The 16,242-nt window shown below is 63.0% G+C and carries 14 protein-coding genes and 3 pseudogenes; 5 read left to right on the top strand and 12 right to left on the bottom strand.

Going from position 1 to position 16,242, the window contains the following annotated elements:
• Position 1: 1 nt before the first annotated feature.
• From J7U39_RS29225 to J7U39_RS29200, 6 genes are read right to left on the bottom strand one after another with little or no spacing between them, the layout of a single operon-like run.
• On the bottom strand, positions 2–1,312 hold the full coding sequence (locus tag J7U39_RS29225) for an alanine racemase (protein WP_210633462.1): 1,311 nt from the start codon (positions 1,310–1,312) through the stop codon (positions 2–4).
• Complete coding sequence (locus J7U39_RS29220) at positions 1,305–2,261, bottom strand: amidohydrolase family protein (protein WP_210633461.1); 957 nt, start codon at positions 2,259–2,261, stop codon at positions 1,305–1,307. Before J7U39_RS29220 ends, J7U39_RS29225 begins: the two co-directional genes overlap by 8 nt.
• Complete coding sequence (locus J7U39_RS29215; RefSeq protein WP_210633460.1) at positions 2,258–3,199, bottom strand: ABC transporter permease; 942 nt, start codon at positions 3,197–3,199, stop codon at positions 2,258–2,260. Before J7U39_RS29215 ends, J7U39_RS29220 begins: the two co-directional genes overlap by 4 nt.
• Positions 3,196–4,158, bottom strand: coding sequence for an ABC transporter permease (locus J7U39_RS29210; RefSeq protein ID WP_210633459.1), 963 nt, complete (start codon positions 4,156–4,158; stop codon positions 3,196–3,198). The genes J7U39_RS29215 and J7U39_RS29210 overlap by 4 nt, the downstream gene beginning before the upstream one ends.
• Entirely contained in the window at positions 4,155–5,669 is a 1,515-nt protein-coding gene (locus J7U39_RS29205) for a sugar ABC transporter ATP-binding protein (protein WP_210633458.1), read from the bottom strand. The genes J7U39_RS29210 and J7U39_RS29205 overlap by 4 nt, the downstream gene beginning before the upstream one ends.
• A 20-nt stretch (positions 5,670–5,689) precedes the next feature.
• A complete protein-coding gene (locus tag J7U39_RS29200) occupies positions 5,690–6,760 on the bottom strand; it encodes an ABC transporter substrate-binding protein (RefSeq protein ID WP_210633457.1) in 1,071 nt (356 codons plus the stop codon).
• Between the two features lie 219 nt (positions 6,761–6,979).
• Here J7U39_RS29200 and J7U39_RS29195 point away from each other — a divergent pair, with 219 nt between their 5' ends.
• From J7U39_RS29195 to J7U39_RS29175, 5 genes are all read left to right on the top strand, one after another.
• Positions 6,980–7,765 (top strand): IclR family transcriptional regulator, encoded by a 786-nt coding sequence (locus J7U39_RS29195; protein ID WP_210633456.1) that lies wholly within the window; start codon positions 6,980–6,982, stop codon positions 7,763–7,765.
• 326 nt (positions 7,766–8,091) lie between these two features.
• Positions 8,092–9,444 (top strand): LLM class flavin-dependent oxidoreductase, encoded by a 1,353-nt coding sequence (locus tag J7U39_RS29190; protein ID WP_210633455.1) that lies wholly within the window; start codon positions 8,092–8,094, stop codon positions 9,442–9,444.
• Positions 9,445–9,454: 10 nt separating this feature from the next.
• Positions 9,455–10,306 (top strand): ABC transporter permease, encoded by an 852-nt coding sequence (locus J7U39_RS29185; protein WP_210633454.1) that lies wholly within the window; start codon positions 9,455–9,457, stop codon positions 10,304–10,306.
• Positions 10,307–10,345: 39 nt separating this feature from the next.
• Entirely contained in the window at positions 10,346–11,329 is a 984-nt protein-coding gene (locus tag J7U39_RS29180; RefSeq protein ID WP_210633453.1) for an ABC transporter substrate-binding protein, read from the top strand.
• Positions 11,330–11,338: 9 nt separating this feature from the next.
• Positions 11,339–12,109 carry an ABC transporter ATP-binding protein gene (locus J7U39_RS29175; RefSeq protein WP_210633452.1) on the top strand — a complete coding sequence of 257 codons (771 nt, stop codon included), beginning with the start codon at positions 11,339–11,341 and terminating at the stop codon, positions 12,107–12,109.
• A 510-nt stretch (positions 12,110–12,619) separates the two neighbouring features.
• Here the strand turns inward: J7U39_RS29175 and J7U39_RS29170 are convergent.
• From J7U39_RS29170 to J7U39_RS29150, 6 genes and pseudogenes are all read right to left on the bottom strand, one after another.
• Positions 12,620–12,932, bottom strand: a pseudogene (locus tag J7U39_RS29170) (succinoglycan biosynthesis protein exoi).
• Positions 12,933–13,403: 471 nt separating this feature from the next.
• Positions 13,404–13,487: pseudogene (locus J7U39_RS32085) on the bottom strand (succinoglycan biosynthesis protein exoi); the annotation flags it as partial.
• Positions 13,488–13,498: 11 nt separating this feature from the next.
• A pseudogene (locus J7U39_RS32080) lies at positions 13,499–13,672 on the bottom strand (VapC toxin family PIN domain ribonuclease); the annotation flags it as partial.
• A 153-nt stretch (positions 13,673–13,825) separates the two neighbouring features.
• On the bottom strand, positions 13,826–14,734 hold the full coding sequence (locus J7U39_RS29160; RefSeq protein WP_210633450.1) for a homocysteine S-methyltransferase family protein: 909 nt from the start codon (positions 14,732–14,734) through the stop codon (positions 13,826–13,828).
• Between the two features lie 73 nt (positions 14,735–14,807).
• Positions 14,808–15,497, bottom strand: coding sequence for an ABC transporter permease (locus tag J7U39_RS29155; RefSeq protein WP_210633449.1), 690 nt, complete (start codon positions 15,495–15,497; stop codon positions 14,808–14,810).
• 12 nt (positions 15,498–15,509) lie between these two features.
• Positions 15,510–16,235, bottom strand: a complete 726-nt coding sequence (locus tag J7U39_RS29150; RefSeq protein ID WP_210633448.1) for an ABC transporter permease subunit — start codon at positions 16,233–16,235, stop codon at positions 15,510–15,512.
• Positions 16,236–16,242 lie beyond the last annotated feature (7 nt).

Raw genomic sequence — 16,242 nt, 5'->3', positions numbered from 1 at the left:
TTCAGCCGAAGCTTGTGAGATAGGCCGCCGTTACCGAATGGTCGGGGTCGAGACCATAGAGAATGGCGTGCCGGTCAAGGCAGGTGCAGGGATGAGAGATGCCGAACTCGATGACGTCGCCGACGCGGACATCGCTCGCCTCGGCAAGTCCGACGAAGGCGTGTTGATCGTTGAGGCGGAAAACCTCGGCGCTCTCGAGATGGCCGAGATACGCCCCATGGCGATAGAGCGCCAGCGGCCGTGGCAGGCCCTGGTCCATCGCCACGTCGCGCATGCCCATGCCTGAGATCGCAAGCCGCGGCTCCGGCCGCGACAGGACTTCGGCCCAGACCCGCAGCGCCGGATGAAACCCAGCCGCCGCCGAAAGCGTCTCACCAGCCATACGGAAACCGCCGCGCGAATCGAGGCCGGCAAGGCCGCGCTCGTAGACGCCGTGGTCGTGGAAGAAGATGGCGCCGCTACGCAGCACCAATCGGCAGGCCGGATCGGCCGCAACCGCGGCCGAAAGTCCGGCGATCACGAGATCGAAAAACACCGAGCCGCCGGCCGTCACAAGAAGCGACCGGTCGGTGCTCGTGCGGGCGCGCACCTTCGGCAGAAAATCTGATGTCATCGCCATCAGAGCCTCGATGCGAAGCATCGTCTCCGCCGCATCAGCGGTCGCGGCAGCACCTTCATAGGCGGCGATGCCACTCAACCGGAAGGTGGACGTCTCCGCGGCAAGAATTGCCTCGAGAACCGCCTCCGCGGTAGCGGCGCTGCGGACGCCGGCCCGGCCGGCGCCGAGCTCCACCAGCAGGCCAAGAGGCGGCAGGTCCATGCGCTCTCGCCACGCCGACCGGAGCGCTTCGACCAGCGCTGTCGAATCCACGAAGACGTGAAGTTCCGCATCGGGATACTGGCCGAGCAGAGCCGCAAGCCGTCGGGCCGCCGCCGCCCCGCCGATCTCGTTGGCGAGGATGAGGCGGCGCTGTCCCGCCTTCAGCAGGACGGCAGCCTGGCGGATATCGGCAACCGTCGTGCCCCAGGCCCCCGCCGTCACAAGCGCCTCTGCCAGCACCGTCGACATCGGCGTCTTGGCATGCGGCGCAATTTCGGCGCCGTGGCTTTTCACATAGGCCATCATCAGTTCGACATTGGCTGAGAAGGCCTGCCGGTCGAGCGAGATCAGCGGTAGAGCCATCCTGCCGTCATAAGGCTTCCATCCCTGCTTGCCGATTTCCGAGAGCGAAAGCGGCGGATGGCCCGGCGGAAAGCCCCGCACCCGCTCGTCGATCAGCACGTTTTCCCACGCAGCATGAAGCTCAGACATGGCAGCCCCTCCGGGCGTCGGACGGGTCGGCGATGCCGAGACGGTAGGTGTCGTTGGCGGTGACAAAGAACAGGGCGCGCTGCTCGTCCTGGGAGAGCTGCGAGGCGACCGTACGGAAAACCTCATAGATCTCGTCGAAAGACGCGTGCAAGCCTGCGACCGGAAAATCGCTCGCAAACATCGAACGTGCCGGCCCGAAACAATCGAGGCAATGCTCGATCACCGGTCGCAGGCTTTCGAGTGTCCAATCATTGTCGTAGGCGACGAGATCGGAAATCTTCAGCCGCACGTTGGGCTCTCCGCCGAGCGCCCGCAGGCCGCGGCGCCAGAGCGCCATGCCCTCGTGCGTCCTGTCGGCAGGGCTTCCGCCGTGGTTGATCACGAAAAGCGTCGCCGGAAAAGCCTGTACGAGCTCGAGCGCTTCAGCCATCTGCCAGGGATAGAGCATCAGGTCGAAGACCAGCCCGAGCCGCGTGACATGGGCAAGGCCTGCTCGCCAGGCCGGATCGCTCATGCGATTCGGACGCAACGCAAAACTCTTGGTCACATTGGGATGCCAGCTCAGAATATCGCGGATGCCGACGACGTTGGGATTTTTCGCTTCCGCCTCGAGCAGGCACATGGCGTCCGGCCGGTCGAGGGCTAAGCCGGCGACATAACGGCGCGCCACGCCGGAGCTGCGGTCGAGCCCATCCAGCCAACGGCTCTCCTCCAGCGGATAGGCAGCGCACCAGCCGGCCTCGACATGGACGGTCGCAACCACATTCTGGCGCGCCGCGTCGGCGTGGTAATCGTCGATGTCATAGTCGCGCAGGATCGGCGCTAAGCTCCCGAACACCATCTCTTCACCTGATACCTGCGCTTTCTGAAGCCAGGGATGACGCTGCAGGCCCAAGTCCCAGAGATGGTGGTGCGGGTCGATTACCGGCCCATCATAGCGTCCCGTCATCGGCGCGTCTCGCGGCCGGAAACGAGCAGAAGGGCGAGGATCAGCGTGCCGAACATGATCGACCGCCAGCCGGGCGAGGCGTTGACGACGGTGATCAGCGCCGTCGCCGTCACAAGCAGGATCGCTCCCGGAATGGTCCCGGCATAGGTGCCGCGGCCGCCGAGGATCGAGGTGCCGCCGAGCACGACGGCGGCGATCGAGGTCAGCAGATAGGGATCGCCGATGCCGACATAGCCTTGCCGGTTCATGCCGAGCACCAGAATGCCGGCAAGGCCGGCGAAAAAGCCCGACAGTGTATGGGCGATCAGCGTGTTGCGTGTGACGCTGACGCCGGAAAGCCGGGCGGCCAGCGGGTTCGCCCCGAGCGCCAGGAAACGGGCGCCAATCGGCATGTGGTGGACGAGCAGCAGGACGACGACCGCGACCGCGAGCCACAGAATGATGCCCGAGGGAATGCCGAGCGGCCGCGCCTGCCCGAGCAGGATGACGGCGGGATTGCTGACGGTGACGGCGCTGCCGCCGGCGACGATGACGAGCAGGCCCTGCAGGAAGGTCGCCATCGCAAGCGTCATGATGATCGGCGGGACGCGGAGATAGGTGGCACCTGCGCCATTCATCAAGCCGATGCAGGTGGCAATGGCAAGGGTTGACGCGATGCCGGCAAGGCCGGTCGGATCCCATGCCGGCGAAATCAGCGGCAACAGGATCGTCGTGACCGTGATCACCGCGCCGACGGAAAGGTCGATGCCGCCCATCAGAATAACCAACGTCTGCCCGGCGGCGACAATGCCGATCACGGCGGCGAGCTCGAGGAGGTAGCGCAAATGGCCGTAGGCGCCGAAGCCGCGCAGCGTGAAGCCTGCAACGAACCAGACGAGCGCCACCAGAAGAAAGGTCAGGAGCGGCGGGTTGCGGAATGCTGATCTGATGATGTTCATCGTCTTGCCCTCCACGCGCCGAGAAGTTCCGGAACGGCGACCGCGCCGACGATGATCAAGCCTTGAGCGACATATTGCGCCACCGGCGGGAAGCCGAGGAAGAACATGACGTTGATCATGACCGAGAGCAGCAGGCTGCCGCAGATCGCTCCGCGCATCGTGCCCTTGCCGCCGAGGAAGCCGACGCCGCCAAGCACGGCGGCGGCAATCGAGTTCAGCGTGAGGGGCGTGCCGATGACAGGATCGCCGGAGCCGGTCTGCGCAGCGACGAAGAGGCCGGTCAGCGCTGCCAGCAGACCGGAGAGCGCGAAAGCCGTGACCTTCACCCGTTCGACCGGGACGCCGGAACGGAATGCGCCGACCGGATTGTCGCCGGCCGCGTAGATGCCGAGGCCGAGCGGGGTGGCGAGAAAAAGCTTCCAGAGTGCCAGAACCACCACCAGCATCAGAAAGGCGACGGGCGTATGGCCGGCCAGCGCCGTCGACAGCCAGTCGGGAATGGCGCCGCCCGGCCGCGGCAGCAGGATGAGCGCCACGCCGCTGATGATGAAGGAGCCGGCGAGCGTGACGATGATCGCAGGAAGCCTCAGATAGGTGACGATGGCGCCGGTGGCGGCGCCGACCGCAAGGCCGGCGGCGGCGACCGCGAGAATGCCGCCCGACACGCCGAGCGCCCCTTCCATCGTCGTCGCGGCGATGACAGCGCCGAGACTGACGAGCGGACCGATCGCCAGCGTGATGCCGCCGTTCAGCATGAGCAGCGCCTGCGCCATGGTGACGAGTGCGAGCGGGAACCAGTTCTGCGTGAACTTCGAGAAGCCGCCGACCGAAAGGATGCCCGGGAAGAGCATCGCATAGAGAATGAGAAAGGCGGCAACGACAAGGTAGAGGCCGGAGAGGCCGCGATTGCGGCGCATCTGGATCGAGGGGTAGAGCCGGGGTGAGGAATCGGTGTTCATGCCGCCTCTCCCTGCGCCGTGGCGGTGACGCCCATGGCAGCACCGACGATCGCCGCTTCGCTGATCTCATCCTGCGACAGCACCGCCGCGACGCGCCCCTCGCGCAGAACCAGGACGCGATCGCAGAGATGCACGAGCTCCGGCGTGTCGGAACTGGCGAGAATGACGAGCCGCCCCTCGGCGGCGAAGGCGCGGAGCATCAGATAGATTTCCCGCTTGGTTTCGATGTCGACGCCGCGGGTGGGATCGTTTAGCAGCAGAACGGACGGATCGAGCGGCAGCCATTTGGCGAGCGCCACCTTCTGCTGGTTGCCGCCGGAAAGCGCCTGCACCGGGCGGGCCGTATCACCCTTGATCGTCAGCCGGCGGGCGAGATCGGCGACCAGACCGGTTTCCGCCGTCCGGTTGCGCAAGCCCTTGGCGGCAAGCCGTCCGAGCGAGGGCAAGATGAGATTGGAGGCGATGGAATGCGGCAGCACCAGCCCCTCATGCTTGCGATCGGCTGGGACATAGACAATGCCAGCCGCGTTCGCTTCGCCGACGTGAGCGGGCAGGCGAGGTTTGCCGGAAACTTCCGCTCGGGCGGCTGCCGCCGGAATGGCACCGTAGAGGCCAAGCAGCAGGTCTTCCTGCCCCTGACCCACAAGCCCGCCGATGCCGACGATCTCGCCGGCGCGGGCGGAGAAGGCGATGTCGCGCACCATGCCGGCGGAAAAGCCTTTGACGCCGATGCGCATGACGCCGGGCGCAGTGGCGCCACGCGGCGGGAACAGGTCGCCGGTCTCGCGGCCGACCATGAGACGCACCAGCCCTTCGCCGTCGATGCCGGAGAGCGACTGATCCGCTGTGACCCCGCCGTCCTTCAGCACTGTGACATGCGAGCAGAGCGCCTGCACCTCGTTGAGGCGGTGGGAAATATAGAGGAGTGCCATGCCGCGACCCCTGAGTGTCTCGATCAGCCCGGCGAGAATGCCGGCTTCATGGCCCGAGAGCGACGAGGTCGGCTCGTCGAGGATGAGCACCCGTGGTTTGCGGAACAGCGCCTTGGCAATCTCGACCATCTGGCGGCGGCCGAGCGCGAGATCGGCAACCGGCATGTCGAGCGGCTCGGTGAGCCCCACCATGTCGCACATCGCCTGCACGCCGCGGCGAAGCGCTCGGTAATCGATGAGGCCGAAGCAGCGCGGAAAGGCGCCGAGCCCGATATTTTCGGCAATCGAGAGACTGGCCGTCAGGCTCAACTCCTGCTGAACCACGGCGATACCGGCTTTCCGCGCCGCCGCTGGACTGAAACGCCCGACGGGTTTGCCGTCGACAAGAATGGACCCGCCGTCGGGCTGGAGGGCGCCGGACAGGAGGTTGATCAGGGTGGATTTGCCGGCACCGTTTTCGCCGAGCAGGGCATGAACCCTGCCCGGCAGAAGGGCGATGTCGACGCCCTTCAAAACCGGATTGCCGAAAAATCCCTTGAACACCTGCCGGGCTTCCAGCAGCGGGTTTTCTTCCGTCATGACGACGTCCCCAACGCGGATTACTTGGTCAACAGCTTGTCGAAGAGCGCCTTGTCGTAGTCCGAGTAGATATAGCCGTCGGCCGGGAACTTGTCGGCGCGTGCGAGATAGCCGCCGATCGAGCTGTCGTCGATAACAGGCAGCGGCACCTTGACAAAGGCCGGGACATCCTTGCCTTGCAGCGCCTGGACCGCGGTATAGACGGAAAGCGCGCCGAGCCAGTTGGGCTGCATCGTCGCCCAGCCCTTCAGACTCTTTTCCTTCCAGAGTTCGAGGAACTGCCTCGCATTTTCGCCTGTCGTCGGCACCTGGTCCCGGCCCTGGCGCTCGAAGGCGAGAACCGAACCGGCCGACAAGGCGCCGCCGAGCGACAGCACGCCGTCGATTTCCGGATTGGCGAAAAGCAGGCTTGTCATCGCTTCCTGTGCCGGCGCGACATTATATTCCGTGTTGGTCTCGGTGATCACCTGGATGCCTGGGTTGGCATCGAGAACCGGCTGGGCGCCCTTGCGGCGGTCGTCGCTCACCGAGATGCCGGCCGGGCCGTTCATGACGATGATTTTGCCCTTGCCGCCGAGCTGGCTCACCATCCACTTGGCAGCCGTCGCGCCCCATTCGTTGGAATCGGTGTTGATCTTCGCCGTCACCTTGTCGGTATTGACCAGGCTGTCGAAATTCACCACCGCGATACCCTTGTCGCAGGCGTCGGAAATGACGCGGTCGAGCGCCGTGGAGGAACCGGCGATCACGACGATGGCGTCGACATTGGCGTCGATCATCGACTGGATATGCTGGATCTGCGTCTGGGCATTGCCCTGCGCATCCGTGATCATCAGATCCTTCACCAGACCAGCTTTCTTCAACTCCTCCACTTCGGCCGTAATCGTGCCTTCGGTCTGTTTCATCCAGGTCGGCACCGAATAGATGTTCGCCCAGCCGATGGTGAAAGGCGCCTTCCTGTCGCCTTTGATGCAATTGGCCGCAGCCGAGGCCGAGCCGGTGGAAAGAACGAGAAGGGCGGCAGCGGCGGCAGCGCCGGCGAGAAGGCGGCGGCGACGCGAGGCAGAAATGCTGTTTTCAGAATTTTTCATGTCGATCCCCTTTTATGTGGCAGCGTTAGCGCTTGCCATCTGTTTTTGTCCACTATAACGTACATATGCTCTAAATAACGGACGGCCGATCTTATGCCGATTTTTCCGCCTCGCAAGAGGGATGAAAAAAATTTTCGCGGCCGGGAACAACAGGATTGGTTGACAGATGCGGCAGAGGGTTTGAAAAGCTTGGCCAAACAGAAATTGGGATCGACAGCAATGGACGCAATTCAGGACGAAGCAATCGGCAAGCGTGCCCGAGGGCTCGACCGTGCCTTCGAAATCCTCGATTTCCTGCGCCAGAAGCGGCAGGCTTTGAAGCCGAATGAAATCGCAGCGCAGATCGGCGCGCCGCGCTCATCGGTTTATGAGCTCGTCAACTTGCTGCTGAGCAATGGCATTCTGGAATTCACGGGCGGCGAGGGGCGCGTCTATCTCGGCCGTAAGCTCTATTTCCTCGGCGCCGCCTATGAAAACCATTTCGATTTCACCCGCGAATGCGAGGCCGCACTGGAGCAGCTCGCCGACGAAACGCGGGAGACGGCGCAGTTCTGCATGCTGGACGGAAATAAATATACGGTCGTGCGCATGCGCGAAGGCGCGCGGCCATTCCGCATTTCGACCGATATCGGTCAGTCGGTGCCGATCCCGTGGACTGCCTCCGGACGTCTGCTCGTCGCGCATCTGTCGGATCAGGAAATCCTGAACTTCATCCCGTCGCAGGATTTTCGTCTGCCGAACGGCGATTGGCTCGATCCGCCAAGCTTCATCGTCGAGGTCCGCCAGGCCGAGCGAGAAGGTCTCTTCACCTTCAACAGCATCGTCGACAGCTTTACCCATTGTTTTGCCGTGCCGGTGCGGGGCGAGGAGGGTCATGCGGCCGCAACGCTCTGCCTGGTCACGCCGCGCGATGACGGCATCGCCAACCGCGACCGCTACCTCGACTGCCTGAAAAAGGCCGCCGCCGGCCTGGAGCATGCCCCGGCCAGGCCGAAACGGGGCTGACACCCCGGACACGAACACCGCCGGCGTGACTTGCTGAAGGAAGCCGCACCGCTCAGCGTGCTTCCCTTAACGCGCTGTGTGCTTCCTTAAATCACAGTTGCATGTCGAAGAGCCGCCGCAGGACAGGCCATGTGTTGTTCTGCGCTTCGATGTTGATTTCGGGATTCAGTCCAATCCCGCAAATCTATTCACCCTTCTACCGAAACTACGGAATGAAGTTTCTCTATTAAATTTATAGAGTACGTATTCTGATGTTCTCAGCGACAGGTATTTCTGCCTTGCTGCTTGGCAAGACAGGCTGTCGCCGGTGAACGGAGAGGACGCAAATGACGCGCAAAATCAGGCTTGGGGCATTTCTTCCTGGCGGTGGACAGCATGTTGCATCGTGGCGGCATCCCGACCAGCCGGTCGACGGTGCGACCAGTTTCGAGTTTCACAAGCAGCTGGCACTCACGGCCGAACGCGGCCTCTTCGATGCTTACTTCCTGGCCGATGGATTGGCGGTCGGTTTCGGCGGAGCGCGTGAAGGCGGCAACGCCCGCGTGGCCGGCTTCGAGCCCGTCACCTTGTTCTCCGCTCTTGCGCCGCTCACCACTCACCTCGGCTTTATCGCGACCTCCTCGACCACCTACGAGGAGCCCTATACGACAGCCCGCAAGTTCGCCTCGCTGGATCTGATCTCGGATGGCCGTGCCGGCTGGAACGTGGTCACCACGACGGGCGATCTCACCGCGCAAAACTTCAACCGTGAAACGCAGCTGCCGCATGCCGAACGATATCGCCGCGCCGCCGAGCATGTCGATGTCGTCCGCAAACTCTGGGAGAGCTTCGAGGACGACGCGTTCATCCGCGACAAGGAGACCGGCGTCTTCTTCGATCCGGCGAAGCTGCACGACACCGACCACCGCGGCGAACATTTCAGCGTGCGCGGCCCACTCAACGTCTCGCGCTCGCCACAGGGGCATCCCGTTATCGTGCAGGCCGGACAGTCGGAAGACGGCCGCGGACTTGCCGCAGCAACCGCCGAAGTCATCTTCACCGCCCACCAGCATATCGAAACCGCCCAGGAGTTCTACCGCGATATCAAGGCACGCGCCCGCAGCCTCGGCCGCAATCCCGATCATATCCTCGTCATGCCCGGCGTATCCGCCTTCGTCGGCAGGACCGAGGCGGAGGCACGCGAGAAGTATGATCGCCTGACCTCGCTCATCCTCGAAGAAGACGGGATCGGCCTGCTCAACGGCCTCACCGGCGGCACGCTCGACCTGCACGGCTACGATCTCGACGGGCCTCTTCCGCCCGCACCGCCGACGGAAGGCATGAAAAGCCGCCAGGCACTCATCCGTCAGATCGCAGACGAAAACAACTTCACCATCCGCCAGCTCTACCAGTGGATCGCCTCGGCCCGAGGGCACTACACTATCGTCGGCACGGCAGAGCAGATCGCCGATACGCTGCAGACATGGTTCGAGAACGAAGCGGCCGACGGCTTCAACATTTTGCCACCCTGGCTGCCGACGGCGCTCGAGGACTTTGTCGATCTGGTTATTCCGGAACTCCAACGCCGCGGCCTGTTCCGCACGGCCTACGAGGGCAAGACGCTCCGGGAAAACCTCGGCCTGCCTTTCCCGACGAACCGCTGGGCTGCCGGACGCACCGTCCTTGAGGCAGCGGAGTGAGGAGAAATCCATGGCCTACGAGATCAACCAGGCTCTTCCGAGAAGCTTCGACCGTCTGAAAAGCAGCAAAGGCAGTAGTTCTCCTCTGGTTTCCCATGTGCGCGGAGTGCTCGCGGCATTTCTGCCGCGCTACGGTCTGCTCATCAGCTTCCTCGTGCTCTGGCAGGTGTCGAGCACCAGAGGCTGGATCAATCCCGCCGTCTTCCCGCCCTTGAACGTGATCCTGTCGGCGCTGTGGACCAATCTTGCCAATGGCGCCTTGCTCGATGACATCGCCATCAGCCTGCAGCGCTCCGGAACCGCTTTCGCCTTCGCGGTTGTTGTCGGTATTCCGCTCGGCCTGTTCATGGGCCAATTCCGCCTGGTTGAACAGGCGCTCGACCCGATCCTGCAGCTCTTCCGGCAGACCTCGGCGCTGGCTCTCTATCCGGTCTTCATCCTGCTGCTCGGGCTCGGTGAAACCTCCAAGATATTCGTGATCTTCTGGGCGACACTGTTTCCCGTGCTGCTCTCGACGATCGGCGGCGTCAAGGAAGTGGACAAGAAGCTCATCGAAATGGCTCGCACCTATGGCGCCGGACCGCTGACCGTCTTTCGCCGCGTCATTCTGCCGGCCTCCGTCCCGGCGATTTTCGTCGGCTTGCGACTTTCGGCGACGACGGCGCTTCTGCTGCTGATCGCTGCCGAGATGATCGGCGCCAACAAGGGCATCGGCTTTCAGGTGATGAACGCCCAGTACAATTTCCAGATCCCGCTGATGTTTGCGGCGATCCTGCTGCTCGCCTTCCTTGGGCTTGCCGCGAATGCCCTGCTCGTTCTCCTGCAGCGCCGTCTCTGCCGCTGGTCTCAGCCGAGCACGTAACCCGCTTCCCGCAAATCTCCTCTTCCGAAAGGATATTCCATGACATTCCACCCCCGCAATCTTCTTCTGCCGGCTGTGATCGCTCTCGGTCTTGCCACGCCGGCCGCAGCCACCGACACGGTCAAGCTGCGCTACCTCGCTAGCCAGGGCGGTCTTGCCGCCCATGAACTTGCCGCCGAACTCGGCTATTTCGACGGTACCGGCATCACACTGGAGAATGTCGGCTATGCCCAGGGCGGACCGGCCTCTCTCATCGCCCTGGCGTCCGGCGATGTCGAGATCGGCAGCGCCGCCACCTCCGCCGTCCTCAATTCGATCATCGGCGGCAACGACTTCGTCGCCGCCTATCCGTCGAACGGCATCAATGACGAGGTGCAGTCGACCTTCTACGTGCTGGAAGACAGCCCGATCAAAACGATCAAGGACATCGTCGGCAAGAGCATCGCGGTCAACACGCTCGGCGCGCATCTTGACTACACGATCCGCGAGGCATTGCATTCGGTCGGGCTGCCGAGCGACTCCGCCAACCAGGTCGTCGTTCCCGGGCCGCAGCTCGAACAGGTACTGCGCTCCAAGCAGGTCGATATCGCCGCCTTCGGTTATTGGCAGACAACCTTCGAGGGTGCAGCGCTGAAGAACGGCGGCCTGCGCCCGGTTTTCGACGATACCGACGTACTTGGCGACATCGCCGGCGGCTTCGTCGTCCTGCGCCGCGATTTCATCAAGCAACATCCGGAAGCCTCGAAAATCTTCGTCGAACAGTCGGCCCGCGCCCTCGACTATGCCCGCGAGCATCCCGAGGAAACCAAGAAGATCCTGGCCAAGGCGTTAGCCGAACGCGGCGAGAACGCTGATATCGCACAGTATTTCCGCGGCTACGGCGTGCGCGCCGGCGGTCTCCCGGTCGAGCGCGACATCCAGTTCTGGATCGACGTGCTGGTTCGCGAAGGCAAACTGAAGCAGGGCCAACTGGCGGCCAAGGACATCCTCTATACGGCCGACGCCAAACCGGCGAGCAATTGAGGAGGCGTGATGAGCGTCGCTGAGAACATTCGCCGCGGGGAGGTGACGATCCGTCGCCTCTCCAAATCCTACAAGCTGAACGGCAAATCGCTGCAGGTTCTGAAGGATATCAATCTCCATATCCGCTCCGGCGAAAGCCTCGCCATCGTCGGCGCCAGCGGTTCGGGCAAGACGACCCTGCTCAGGGTTCTGGCCGGACTTGAGGATTCCGATACCGGAGAGGTGCTGGTCGACGGCAAGGCAATACGAGGAGTCGGCGCCGAACGCGCCGTCATCTTCCAGGAGCCGCGCCTTCTTCCCTGGCTTGATGTACTCGACAACGTGGCATTCGGCCTGGAAACGAGAGGTCTGACGCGTCAACAGGCGAGGGAGAGGGCGCGCCGCTACGTCAAGCTCGTCGGCCTGCAGCAATTCGAAGCCGCCTACCCCCGGCAGCTCTCGGGAGGCATGGCGCAGCGCGTCGGCATCGCCCGCGCACTTGTCGTCCAGCCCGAAATCCTGCTGCTCGACGAACCGCTTGGTGCGCTCGACGCGATGACCAAGATCGGCATGCAACAGGAGCTCGCCCGGATCTGGCGCGATGAGGATGTGACGACCATTCTCGTCACGCACGATCTCGAGGAGGCGATTTATCTCGCCGACCGGATCCTGATCCTGCCACGGGAAAAAGGAGCCGAGCCGCGCCTGATCGACATCGATCTGCCCCGACCCCGCGACCGCAGCGCGACGGAATTCGTCCGCCACCGCGAGCAACTGCTGAACCTATTTGGATTGCATTGACGGATGCTTTGCGGGCAGCCGTTAGCAACTCGCAAATGGGATAGAGGAATGAAGACAGCTCCGGCCGCACAGCCGGGGCAGTTCTTATGATTCGTTTGCCGATGGCTTCGTGAAATGAGGTGAGATCGTCGAAAGTGTCGGGCCGTCCGGAGCGTCGCTTGGGAGCGGACGGGAAAATTGCCTCCGCACGACCCAACTCTTGGATGGGGTGGATCGCTAGGTGAAAGGCATGTGCGATCCGAAGTTACTACCTCTCGCCCGCGATCCGGTGAGTCAACTTCGTTGTCCCAATGCAGTTCCGGTACGATGCCGGACAAAAAAGCCCCGCCGAAACGGGGCAAGTCTTGCAACACGGATCGCACAGGAGGAACACCCGTGCTTTCCTGCTAATACAATAAGATAGGATCGGTAAGGTTCCGTGCATCGATCTCTTATTGAGGATTTATTCGCACCAGTCGTTACTGGTGTTGACGAGCGGCGTGTGCGATGGCGTGTTGTCCTCTCCGCTCACTACGATTTCGATTTCCGCCAGCCGGCGGCCCAAGCTCCGAATTCCGAGCGGAACCGCCGTTCTCCGTACTTGGGGTTGATCTTAGTCTGCTCGTAGTATCGCTGCACCGGCACATGAAAGATGCGCTCGCTCGTCTCGATGGGATGTTGCCCTTGATCCTGAACGACTGTCCGGAGCGGCCTGAAGTGCTCCATAAGGCGAGCAAGTCGCTGACAGTCAGCCGCCGGCGGCGCCAAATGCGAGAGCGCCGATGAGCAACCCCGGCGCCTCGAACAGCACTGATCTCTGCGGATTGCGATTATTGTGACGCATGCCCCATCTCCGTCATTTCGGGCGGAGACTGTAACCCCCTAGGGCACGGCGAATATCTATCCAAAAGAGCTTATCTGACACGGCGCCGTAGGAGGGCTCGCGGCTGACGACCGCAGAGGCGGCATTGGTCGACGCGGAAAACAATCTCAGCGACTTGACGCGATCATCGCGTCACTGGCGAAAAACAGCGCCCGAGTGTCGGGCGGTGCATCGCTTTGAGCGGAAACGGGGAAACTTCAAGCGGGTCAATGGACCGTGATTGGACTCGGAGAGGTGAGATCGATCCAGATCGCCGGCGAAGTCTCCTTAGGGCGCATTAATGTCTGCGCAATTTCTTACTTAGCGATTTCGACGATCGACCGCGAAAGCCGGGCGATACGTCCAGAAATGAACGCCGCTGTGCAAGGGGCCTTTCGAGTTCAGGCCATCTTCGCACATTACGATTTCGATTTCCGCCGGCCGGCGGCCCAACTTTGGGCTGATCTTCGTCTGCTCGTAATATCGCTGCACCGGCACATGGAAGATGCGCTCGCCCGTCTCGATGGAGATGTTGCCCTAACAGCGTTTCACCCGACCCATGGATCCACGAGCTCGATTCCAAAACCTTCGAAGCCCCTGGTGTTGCGCGTCGCAAGGGCAAGATCGTGAGCAACCGCGGTCGCAGCGATCAACCCATCCATCGACGATAAGCCACGGCCGCTCCGCTTTGCGTGGCCCATCAGATCTCCCCAAGCCACCGCGAATGGGTGAACGGCAAGCTTCGCGAAAGAAGTGACAGACGCCCGTCGCCGAGGCGGAATGGGCGACCTGCGCCATCATCACATGAATATGCTCGAAACAATCAAGGGCTGAGCGGCGGCACGGCGACCGTCACCCGCGGCCAAGATATCGCCTCAGCGCGAAAGCGTCCTGCCGAGGCGATGAATATGGGCAGCGCCGATGCCGCAGCAGCCGCCGATGATCGTGGCACCCGCTTCGGCCCAGGAACAGGCAAAGCGCGAATAGGCGTCGTCGTTCAGGTCATTACGGGTATCGTGCAGGCCTTCATTGGCGGCTCCCTCGCCCGTTTCTCCTTCGAAGGCATTGGCATAGACGCCGATTTCGATCTGCGCATTCCTCTCCCGGAACACCCGTGCCGCCGTCTCGACCGCGCGCTGCATGACCTCCGGCTTGCTGCAATTGAACAGGAAAGCCTCAGCACCCGACGACACCGCCCAGGAAGCCGCCTCCTCGGCGCTTTCGCCGGAGCGGAGTTTAGGCGCGCCGCCCCTGGTCGCCGCCTCGTCATCCGCCAGTGTGAACGAAATCCAGAACGGCTTGCCCGATGCCGCCACTGCCTCGCGGACGGCCTCGCCCTCGGCAATCAGGCTCAAAGTTTCGCCGAGCCACAGGTCGACGAAGGGAGCGAGGTTTTCGACCAGCACCTTGAGATAGTCCTGCACCCGGGAAGGCTGGAAATTCTCAGGCTCGTAGGAGCCGAAGATCGGTGGCAGCGAGCCGGCGACCAGCACTCTCCGGCCGGTTACGGCATCGGCAGCCTCCCGCGCCAGGCGCCCGGCAAGGCGAATCAGAGCAGGCCCCGCCTGCTGAAATCGGTCTTCACCGATATGGAAGGGCACGAGCGCATAGCTGTTCGTCGTAATGATCTCAGAGCCGGCGGCGATGAATTCCCTGTGTACCTCCCGCACGATGTCGGGCGAATTCATCAGCGCCAGCGCCGACCATTCCGGCTGCTTCAGTTCGGCGCCCAGCCGCAGAAGCTCGCGGCTCATGCCGCCATCGAGAATTCGCGTTGTGCTCATGAGGTAGTCTCCATCCAGGCTGTCGCGCCGTCATCGGCGGCGGGCTTTTCAAAATAAAGTGGCGAGCTTCCGCCTAGCGGCGAACCGGCACCTGCGCTTCGAGACCTCGAAAGACGCGGGCGATAACGGCGGTCAGGACGAGATAAAAGAGGGTGACGACGATGAGCGGTTCGTAGACGAGCAACGTGTCCTGGCGAACCTTGTTGGCGGCGGCGTAGAGATCCATCACCGTCACGGTGAAGGCGAGCGGCGTCGCCTTGAGCTGCATGACGATCTCTCCGGCAATGGTCGGCAGGGCGATGCGAATGGCGCGCGGCAACCAGATACGGCGGGTTAGCTTCCAGGGCGACAGGCCGAAGGCCCGACCGGCTTCAAGCTCGCCCTTGGGAACGGCAAGCAGCGCACCGCGCAGCACCTCGGCCTCATAGGCCGCATAATTCAGCGTGAAGCTGACGGAAGCGAAGAAAAACCCCTCGCGCAGGATCGGCCAAAACAGGCTCTGGCGGATGCCAGGGATCATCGGCAGCAGCGAGCCGACCCCGTAATAGAGGAGCCAAAGCTGGATCAGCAGTGGCGTGCCGCGGAAGAAGGTGCAGTAGCCGCGGGCGGCAAGCCGCGTCAGCCTGCCGCCGCTGACCTGTGCGAAAGCGAGACCGATGGCGATCACGAAACCGAGCACCACTGATATGACCAGCAGCGCTACGGTCTGCCAGGCGCCGGTCAGAAGCAGCGGCCAATAGGAGGAGATCCAGGTGAAACTCATGGCGCGCTTTCTTCAGGCCAGACGCGGCTGTCCCCGCCGCACCCGCCCTTCGATCAGTTTGAAGACGACGTTGGAAGCGAGTGTGATGGCGAGATAGAGAAGAGCCGAGGCGAGGAAAAACACGAAGTAATGTTTGGTGCTTGCCCCGGCGAGACGGGTGGCGAGCGCCAGTTCCTGATAGCCGACGACGGCGACCAGCGCGCTATCCTTGGTCACCGACATCCACAAATTAGCAAGCCCCGGCAGCGCGTTCGGCAACAGCGCCGGCAGCAGGATGCGGCGGAACCGCAGCACCGGTCCCATGCCGAAAGCCTTGGCGGCTTCAATCTGGCCGACGGGAATGGCGAGGATCGCGCCGCGCAGCACCTCGGTCATATAGGCGCCCTGCACGAAGCCGAGCACGGCGACGGCGGCGACGAAACCGTTCACCTCGAGCGGCGGCAGATTGAAAGCCGCCAGCAGCCGGTTGAGGCCGTCGGTGCCGGCATAATAGAGCCCGACGATCAGGATCAGCTCGGGAACAGCGCGAATGACGGTGGTATAGAAATCAAGCAGCAGGCGGAGCACTGGATTGCCCGAAAGCTTTCCCAGCGCGCCGCCCGTGCCGAGCAGCAGACCGACGGCAAAGGCGCAGGCCGAGATGGCGACCGTGGAGACTGCACCTGCCAAGAGAACGCCGCCCCATCCCGGAGGATAGGGGGACAGCAGGTCCAGAATGCCTTGTTGCGCGGTCGCCATCTCTAGA

It is taken from the genome of Rhizobium sp. NLR16a (assembly GCF_017948245.1).
In the GTDB taxonomy this organism is placed as follows: domain Bacteria; phylum Pseudomonadota; class Alphaproteobacteria; order Rhizobiales; family Rhizobiaceae; genus Rhizobium.
The sequence above is the reverse complement of the archived record's forward strand: the minus strand, read 5'-3'. Positions and strand labels throughout refer to the sequence as shown.

Bases quoted from the DNA above. Each gene is read 5' to 3' on its own strand.
- J7U39_RS29195 (WP_210633456.1), top strand. From the start codon at position 6,980: ATGGACGCAATTCAGGACGAAGCAATCGGCAAGCGTGCCCGAGGGCTC.
- J7U39_RS29175 (WP_210633452.1), top strand. From the start codon at position 11,339: ATGAGCGTCGCTGAGAACATTCGCCGCGGGGAGGTGACGATCCGTCGC.
- J7U39_RS29220 (WP_210633461.1), bottom strand. From the start codon at position 2,261: ATGACGGGACGCTATGATGGGCCGGTAATCGACCCGCACCACCATCTC.
- J7U39_RS29155 (WP_210633449.1), bottom strand. From the start codon at position 15,497: ATGAGTTTCACCTGGATCTCCTCCTATTGGCCGCTGCTTCTGACCGGC.
- J7U39_RS29160 (WP_210633450.1), bottom strand. From the start codon at position 14,734: ATGAGCACAACGCGAATTCTCGATGGCGGCATGAGCCGCGAGCTTCTG.
- J7U39_RS29190 (WP_210633455.1), top strand. From the start codon at position 8,092: ATGACGCGCAAAATCAGGCTTGGGGCATTTCTTCCTGGCGGTGGACAG.
- J7U39_RS29210 (WP_210633459.1), bottom strand. From the start codon at position 4,158: ATGAACACCGATTCCTCACCCCGGCTCTACCCCTCGATCCAGATGCGC.
- J7U39_RS29205 (WP_210633458.1), bottom strand. From the start codon at position 5,669: ATGACGGAAGAAAACCCGCTGCTGGAAGCCCGGCAGGTGTTCAAGGGA.
- J7U39_RS29200 (WP_210633457.1), bottom strand. From the start codon at position 6,760: ATGAAAAATTCTGAAAACAGCATTTCTGCCTCGCGTCGCCGCCGCCTT.
- J7U39_RS29185 (WP_210633454.1), top strand. From the start codon at position 9,455: ATGGCCTACGAGATCAACCAGGCTCTTCCGAGAAGCTTCGACCGTCTG.
- J7U39_RS29180 (WP_210633453.1), top strand. From the start codon at position 10,346: ATGACATTCCACCCCCGCAATCTTCTTCTGCCGGCTGTGATCGCTCTC.
- J7U39_RS29215 (WP_210633460.1), bottom strand. From the start codon at position 3,199: ATGAACATCATCAGATCAGCATTCCGCAACCCGCCGCTCCTGACCTTT.
- J7U39_RS29150 (WP_210633448.1), bottom strand. From the start codon at position 16,235: ATGGCGACCGCGCAACAAGGCATTCTGGACCTGCTGTCCCCCTATCCT.
- J7U39_RS29225 (WP_210633462.1), bottom strand. From the start codon at position 1,312: ATGTCTGAGCTTCATGCTGCGTGGGAAAACGTGCTGATCGACGAGCGG.